A 6,668-nucleotide genomic window follows, 5' to 3' on the forward strand; every position below is an offset into this window, starting at 1 on the left:
GGCTCTAGATCCTAGGTATGTCTTAGTATAAAACTAATAACGCAATAAAACCAATGAGGAGTACGCCTAATACGCCCATAGTGGAAAACTTTTACTGAGATTTTCGCGACTAAATTGCTCAGGACGCCCTTTAATACTGCGATATAACACCCAGACAATTAACCCTGCTCCTAACAATCCCAACAGTTGGTATAAGGTTTCCATTAGTAACTCCCTTTTTCTTCAAAACTAAAGGCGTCTGCAAATAGTTGCGTACGCGATAAACCAGCAGCCACTAAAAAGTCTCTGATGGTATAGACCATATCAAAAGGTCCGCCAATAACTGCCTGCCATGTGCTCAGATCTTTGGGATGATGCTCAAGTACTTTGGAGATCAATGTTTCTTTATTGGCATTAGACAATAAGGAAAAATAACGAAAACGCTCCACATGGGCCTGCCATTGTATAACTTTCTCATCGAGATACAAATCGCTTTGCGAACGCGCCCCCCAAAATAACTCAAAGGGACGTTTATCTCCACTTGCCAGCAATTGCTCTATCATTGCCTTAATTGGCGCAAATCCTGTCCCACCAGCAATAAATAAAATAGGTCGTGCTGTTTGTAGTTTGTCCAAGTGGCAATCACCTAAAGGCAGACGAATAGTTAACACCCCCCGTTGCCTGATTTCAGTAAGTAGTTGTTGATTACTGGCATTATCCTGGCTATGACGGATGTGCAATTCATATTTGCAAGATCCTAAAGGTGCATTAGCAATTGAATAACTTAACTCGTCACTGCCAGATAAAATTTGTAAATACTGTCCTGCTCGATAATCAATATACCGTTCAGGCAACAGAATAACTTGCAAAATCGTGTCGGTAAGGGGGGTAATACTCTCTATTCGAGCGCTAACAACTGTGCTACTCATGCATCCAATTCCAATTGAGACCAATAATTATCGACCCGCTCTAAGATATCTCTATCCATGGTAATTGCTGTACCCCATTCTCTCTGGGTTTCTCCCGGCCATTTATTCGTTGCATCCATTCCCATTTTTGAACCTAAACCGGAGATGGGTGAGGCAAAATCAAGATAATCAATCGGTGTATTATCAACCATTACGGTATCGCGCAAAGGATCCATACGAGTAGTTATAGCCCAAATTACATCCTGCCAATTCCGTGCATCAATATCGTCATCACAGACAATAACAAATTTGGTGTACATAAACTGTCTTAAAAAAGACCACACTGCCATCATCACCCGCTTTGCATGACCGGGATACTGTTTCTTAATGGTGACAACTGCTAAACGGTAAGAACATCCCTCTGGGGGCAAGTAAAAATCCACAATTTCTGGGAATTGCTTTTGTAGTAGAGGAATAAATATCTCGTTAAGAGCCAGACCTAAAATTGCTGGTTCATCAGGAGGTCGGCCTGTGTAAGTACTATGATAAATGGGCTTATCGCGATAACTAACTCGTTCAATAGTTAATATAGGAAAAGACTGCACTTCATTATAATAACCCGTATGATCACCAAACGGACCTTCATCAGCCTCTGAGCCAGGTTCAATAAACCCTTCCAAAATAATTTCAGCACTGGCCGGTACATGTAAATCACAGCCAATACAGGTAGTAAGTTGTGTACGCTGTCCTCGTAATAAACCAGCAAACGCATATTCTGACAAACTATCGGGGATAGGCGTGACAGCCGCCAGCAACGTTGCAGGATCCGCACCCAAAGTTACCGCAACAGGAAACTTCTCGCCAGGATGAGATTTCTGCCAGGCTTGATAATCCAAAGCTCCGCCACGATGTGACAACCAACGCATAATTAGTTTATTCTTAGCTATTACTTGTTGACGATAAATACCTATATTTTCACGTGACTGATTGGGCCCTTTAGTAGTCACTAATCCCCAGGTAATCAGTGGTGCGACGTCCCCCGGCCAACAGGTTTGGATAGGCAAACGGGTTAAATCAACCTCCTCTTTTTCCCAAACATGGGTCTGGCATGCCGCACTATTAACGTATTTTGGTGCCATATTCAAAGCTTGTTTGAGCAGCGGCAATTTACTGAATGCATCTTTAAACCCTTTTGGTGGTTCAGGCTCTTTTAATGCAGCTAAAAGTTCGCCTATTTCACGCAAAGCAGTAATGGTTTCTTCACCCATGCCAAGTGCTACTCGTTCAACCGTACCAAATAAATTGGTCAATACAGGCATCGTACTATTTTGGGGATTAGTAAACAGTAATGCTGGCCCTCCAGCTCGTAAAACCCTATCACTGACAGCAGTCATTTCAAGATTTGGCGATACAGGATAAGCGATACGCCGCAATAAGCCGCGAGTTTCTAACTGCTCGATAAAGTCACGAAGATCAGCATATTTCATGGGTAAGAGTTCGGGAAAATTAATTGCATTGATTATGGTACAGACGACCTCATACAAAAACAAAGGGTAAAATTAAGTCGCCTATGTTATCCGCGAGAGCGGGGTGAAGCAGGGCTACTCAAAGAGCGACTCCCAGCAACACCGAGACCAACGTTATTCTTGGCGCTTCATCGCTTCAAAGAACTCTGCATTTGTCTTGTGATTTTTCATGCGCTCTAATAAGAACTCAATAGCATCACATTCATCCATAGATTGCAGAATCTTACGCAGAATCCAAGTACGATGTAATTCTTCCGGACTTAATAAGAGATCTTCACGGCGAGTACCAGAACGATTGATATTAATGGCCGGGAATACACGGCGCTCAGAGATATTACGACTTAAGTGGATTTCCATATTACCCGTTCCCTTAAACTCTTCGTAAATCACCTCATCCATCTTAGAACCAGTATCGACTAGCGCTGTTGCTATAATCGTTAAGCTACCACCTTCTTCGATATTACGTGCAGCACCATAAAGACGCTTGGGTCGCTGTAGAGCATTAGCGTCCACACCACCTGTCAGTACCTTTCCTGATGAAGGGACAACCGTGTTATAAGCACGTGCTAAACGAGTAATAGAGTCAAGTAAAACAACAACATCACGTTTATGTTCAACCAGGCGTTTTGCTTTCTCGATAACCATTTCCGCAACTTGTACGTGACGGTTCGCTGGCTCATCGAAGGTGCTTGCTACCACTTCACCTTTTACCGAACGTTGCATTTCAGTTACTTCCTCTGGACGTTCGTCAATCAATAATACAATCAGGTAACACTCAGGATAATTTTTCTCAATCGAATGAGCAAGATTCTGCAACATCAATGTTTTACCCGCTTTCGGTGGGGAAACAATAAGGCCACGTTGACCACGACCAAAAGGAGCACAGAGATCAACAACACGAGCCGTCAAATCTTCTGTACTGCCATTTCCTTGCTCCATTACCAACCGTTCGGTAGCAAATAAAGGAGTCAAGTTTTCAAATAAAATTTTACGTTTAGCGCTTTCTGGTGAGTCATAGTTAATTTGATCGACTTTCAGCAGAGCAAAATAACGCTCATTGTCTTTAGGTGGCCGAATTTTTCCTGTTATTGTATCTCCAGTACGCAGACCAAACCGTCTTATTTGGCTGGGAGAAACATAAATATCATCTGGCCCTGCTTGGTAGGAACCGTCCTCCGATCGCAAAAAGCCAAACCCGTCGGTTAATACCTCCAAAACGCCACCGCCAAGAATATCTTCTCCTTTGTGCGAATGTGCTTTGAGGATGGCAAAAAGAATATCTTGTTTGCGCATGCGGGCGGTATTTTCAGCGCCCATTTCTTGAGCGATATTAACAAGATCGGCAATGGGTAATTGCTTAAGTTCACTAAGATTCATACTTCTCACTTGATGTGTTGGTTAAACGAAATGGATTTCCGAGATAATTTTAGGGAAGGACAACTTGGCATTTCTCTAAGGTCGCCAGACTTACTTTACTACCCATCTTATCCTATACAGCAACAATTACCAGTGACGCTGTAAAAACTAAATTGGGTTAACTTGAAGTGGCGGCTCTGAGTATAGCCACATATTGAACTGATAGTCTAACATAGCTTTGCCAAGAGATCCACTGTTTTTTATCTCTCCATCTTTAATTATAAGCTGGAGAGACGATGGCATTGATTAAAATTAGGCATTACTCTCAACAAAAGCACTTAATTGCGACTTGGAAAGCAAACCCATTTTTACTGCTTCGACTTGACCATTTTTAAATAAAATAAGTGTTGGAATACTCATAACGCCATATTTAGAAGGCGTTTGTGGGTTTTCATCGATATTGATTTTAGCAAAACTGATACTCTCGTTGTGATTAGCCGCCACCTCTTCCAGGATTGGTGTTAATGCACGGCAAGGACCACACCATTCAGCCCAAAAATCCACTAATACTGGCTTAGCGGAATTCAATACATCCTGCTCAAAGCTGTTATCAGTAACTGTCTTAATATTATCGCTCATGAAAAAACCTCTTGATTAAATTGTCTGACTAGCATTATAGATCACCACCGATAGCTTGCAACACGCTAATCGCTGCAATTGCTGCGGTTTCTGTACGTAATACACGTGGTCCTAAACATAATGGATTAAAATTAAAGAAAAATATGTTCGACTTCTTCTTGGCTAAATCCACCCTCAGGGCCGATTAACAACGCGATATCTGCCTTGGCAAAATTATAATCTCGCCAAGTCTTAGCCGCCTCAGGATACAAAATAAATTTCAATGAGGCTTGCTCGTTTTGTAAATAATTATCTAAAGAGAGAGTTGGTGTAATAACAGGAATTTTATTACGCCCCGATTGTTCACAGGCAGAAACCGCAATGGCCTGCCATTGAGCAAGCTTCTTTTCCATTCGCTCTTTATCCAATTTCACTACCGAGCGCGCTGTAATAAGGGGGGTAATCGCAGTAACACCCAACTCCACTGCTTTTTGTATGACGAACTCCATACGCTCCCCCTTAGAAAGGGCCTGGGCCAAATGAATAATTCTTGGCGACTCTCTATTAACGTTTCGCTCTGTTAACACCGTAACAAGAACTTTCTTTTTTGTACACGAGTAATCGTTGCATCAAATTCACGATTATCCCCACAAAATAAGATAATTTGTTGACCTGGCTGCATACGCAAAACCACGCCGACATGTTGTGCCGCCTCAGCAGATAATTCGAACTCCTGACCGCAATGATAAGGCCCAGGTTGATAAATACGAACAGCTCTCACGTTCACTCGCAGCAAGCAATTTGCATTAGTATACGTCAGATTTCACAGAGTTAAAGCATGAATCAAGAAGAAGACTTTTAAATGACATCCAATTTTGTTTTCTTACTTAACATAACCGATTTAATTGCTTTTCCTTATAAAAATTAATTAAGCGGCTGGATGCTCTATGCTAGAATTTTGTTTTTATCAAAGGGGAATTAATTACGATGGCTAGCACGCGTATAGAAACAGATAGTATGGGCGAAGTTGCTGTTGATGCCGACAAATACTGGGGGGCACAAACTGAACGCTCTTTGCATCACTTCAATATTGGCCGCGATATTATGCCGATTGAAGTATCACATGCCTTCGGTATTTTGAAAAAAGCAGCCGCACTCACTAATCTTGAGCTTGGCAAATTGCCCAAAGATAAGGCTGATTTAATTATTAAAGCAGCCGAGGAAGTTAGCAACGGTTCACTAGATGACCATTTTCCGCTCCATGTCTGGCAGACAGGCAGTGGTACCCAATCCAATATGAATGTTAACGAAGTTATTTCCAATCGCGCTATTGAAATGGCTGGCGGTGTCAAGGGCAGTAAAACACCAATTCATCCTAATGATCATGTCAATATGTCACAATCCTCAAACGACACGTTCCCTACCGCGATGCATATTGCCGCCGCAATTGCTTTTCATAAAAAACTTCTGCCTGCTATACGTAACTTGCGTGATGCTTTGGCAGCCAAGATGAAAAGCTTCAAAGATATTGTAAAAATTGGCCGTACTCATTTGCAAGACGCCGTACCACTAACCTTGGGGCAAGAATTTTCTGGTTACGTCGCGCAATTGGATGCCTGTATCCACCGCATTGAACAGGTAATGCCTGAATTGTATGAATTGGCCTTGGGCGGCACCGCTGTCGGTACAGGCTTAAATACGCATCCCCAATTTGCAGTTAAAGCGGCGACCCATATCGCCACCATTACTAAATTGCCCTTTGTTTCTGCCACCAATAAATTCGCAGCCTTGGCTTCCCATGAACCACTGGTTATAGCGCACAGCACTCTGAAAACCCTGGCCTGTGCATTGATGAAAATTGCTAATGATGTACGTTGGCTTGGTTCGGGCCCACGTTGTGGCATTGGCGAACTGATACTACCTGAAAATGAGCCCGGTTCTTCCATTATGCCTGGAAAAGTTAATCCTACCCAATGCGAAGCAATGACCATGGTTTGCGCTCAAGTCATCGGCAATGATACAACTGTTGCTGTTGCTGCCAGCCAAGGTAATTTTGAGTTGAATGTGTTTAAGCCAGTGATTATATTTAATGTCCTGCATTCATTAAATCTGTTGGCCGACACGTGCCATTCTTTTCAAGAATTTTGTGTAGAAGGTATACAGGCTAATAAGACCGTCATCGATTATTACCTCCACCACTCCCTCATGCTGGTAACGGCCTTAAATCAGCATATCGGCTATGATAAAGCAGCCCGTAATAACTTCGTATAGCATACATTAT

8 protein-coding genes and 1 pseudogene are annotated in these 6,668 nt (G+C 42.4%); 1 reads left to right on the top strand and 8 read right to left on the bottom strand.

All coding sequences use genetic code 11. The features are described from left to right. Window positions 1-22: 22 nt before the first annotated feature. The 8 genes and pseudogenes from BN58_RS21665 to BN58_RS36755 form a co-directional block, all read right to left on the bottom strand. Window positions 23-204 (bottom strand): annotated as a pseudogene (locus tag BN58_RS21665) (hypothetical protein). Beyond that, window positions 204-908 carry an NAD(P)H-flavin reductase gene (locus BN58_RS03210; protein ID WP_019215625.1) on the bottom strand — a complete coding sequence of 235 codons (705 nt, stop codon included), beginning with the start codon at window positions 906-908 and terminating at the stop codon, window positions 204-206. Before BN58_RS03210 ends, BN58_RS21665 begins: the two are co-directional and overlap by 1 nt. Further along, on the bottom strand, window positions 905-2,374 hold the full coding sequence (gene ubiD, locus BN58_RS03215) for a 4-hydroxy-3-polyprenylbenzoate decarboxylase (RefSeq protein ID WP_026069215.1): 1,470 nt from the start codon (window positions 2,372-2,374) through the stop codon (window positions 905-907). Before ubiD ends, BN58_RS03210 begins: the two co-directional genes overlap by 4 nt. A gap of 153 nt (window positions 2,375-2,527) precedes the next feature. Next, window positions 2,528-3,790, bottom strand: a complete 1,263-nt coding sequence (rho, locus tag BN58_RS03220) for a transcription termination factor Rho (protein WP_019215627.1) — start codon at window positions 3,788-3,790, stop codon at window positions 2,528-2,530. 291 nt (window positions 3,791-4,081) lie between these two features. Continuing rightward, on the bottom strand, window positions 4,082-4,408 hold the full coding sequence (gene trxA, locus BN58_RS03225; RefSeq protein ID WP_019215628.1) for a thioredoxin: 327 nt from the start codon (window positions 4,406-4,408) through the stop codon (window positions 4,082-4,084). Window positions 4,409-4,442: 34 nt separating this feature from the next. Next, window positions 4,443-4,580 (bottom strand): 16S rRNA (uracil(1498)-N(3))-methyltransferase, encoded by a 138-nt coding sequence (locus BN58_RS36745; protein ID WP_332247918.1) that lies wholly within the window; start codon window positions 4,578-4,580, stop codon window positions 4,443-4,445. Next, window positions 4,540-4,974: an RsmE family RNA methyltransferase gene (locus tag BN58_RS36750; protein ID WP_332247919.1), complete on the bottom strand. Its 435-nt coding sequence runs from the start codon at window positions 4,972-4,974 to the stop codon at window positions 4,540-4,542. The genes BN58_RS36745 and BN58_RS36750 overlap by 41 nt, the downstream gene beginning before the upstream one ends. Beyond that, window positions 4,968-5,168, bottom strand: a complete 201-nt coding sequence (locus BN58_RS36755) for an RNA methyltransferase PUA domain-containing protein (RefSeq protein WP_332247920.1) — start codon at window positions 5,166-5,168, stop codon at window positions 4,968-4,970. The genes BN58_RS36750 and BN58_RS36755 overlap by 7 nt, the downstream gene beginning before the upstream one ends. A gap of 206 nt (window positions 5,169-5,374) precedes the next feature. Between BN58_RS36755 and fumC the strand changes: the two genes are divergently transcribed. Beyond that, window positions 5,375-6,658 carry a class II fumarate hydratase gene (gene fumC / locus BN58_RS03235; RefSeq protein WP_019215629.1) on the top strand — a complete coding sequence of 428 codons (1,284 nt, stop codon included), beginning with the start codon at window positions 5,375-5,377 and terminating at the stop codon, window positions 6,656-6,658. The last annotated feature ends 10 nt before the right edge of the window (window positions 6,659-6,668 follow it).

The sequence above is a fragment of the Legionella tunisiensis genome, from assembly GCF_000308315.1.
In the GTDB taxonomy this organism is placed as follows: Bacteria; Pseudomonadota; Gammaproteobacteria; order Legionellales; family Legionellaceae; genus Tatlockia; species Tatlockia tunisiensis.

Coding starts and splice junctions, on each gene's coding strand:
- BN58_RS03210 (WP_019215625.1), bottom strand. CDS start 908: ATGAGTAGCACAGTTGTTAGCGCTCGAATAGAGAGTATTACCCCCCTT.
- ubiD (WP_026069215.1), bottom strand. CDS start 2,374: ATGAAATATGCTGATCTTCGTGACTTTATCGAGCAGTTAGAAACTCGC.
- rho (WP_019215627.1), bottom strand. CDS start 3,790: ATGAATCTTAGTGAACTTAAGCAATTACCCATTGCCGATCTTGTTAAT.
- trxA (WP_019215628.1), bottom strand. CDS start 4,408: ATGAGCGATAATATTAAGACAGTTACTGATAACAGCTTTGAGCAGGAT.
- fumC (WP_019215629.1), top strand. CDS start 5,375: ATGGCTAGCACGCGTATAGAAACAGATAGTATGGGCGAAGTTGCTGTT.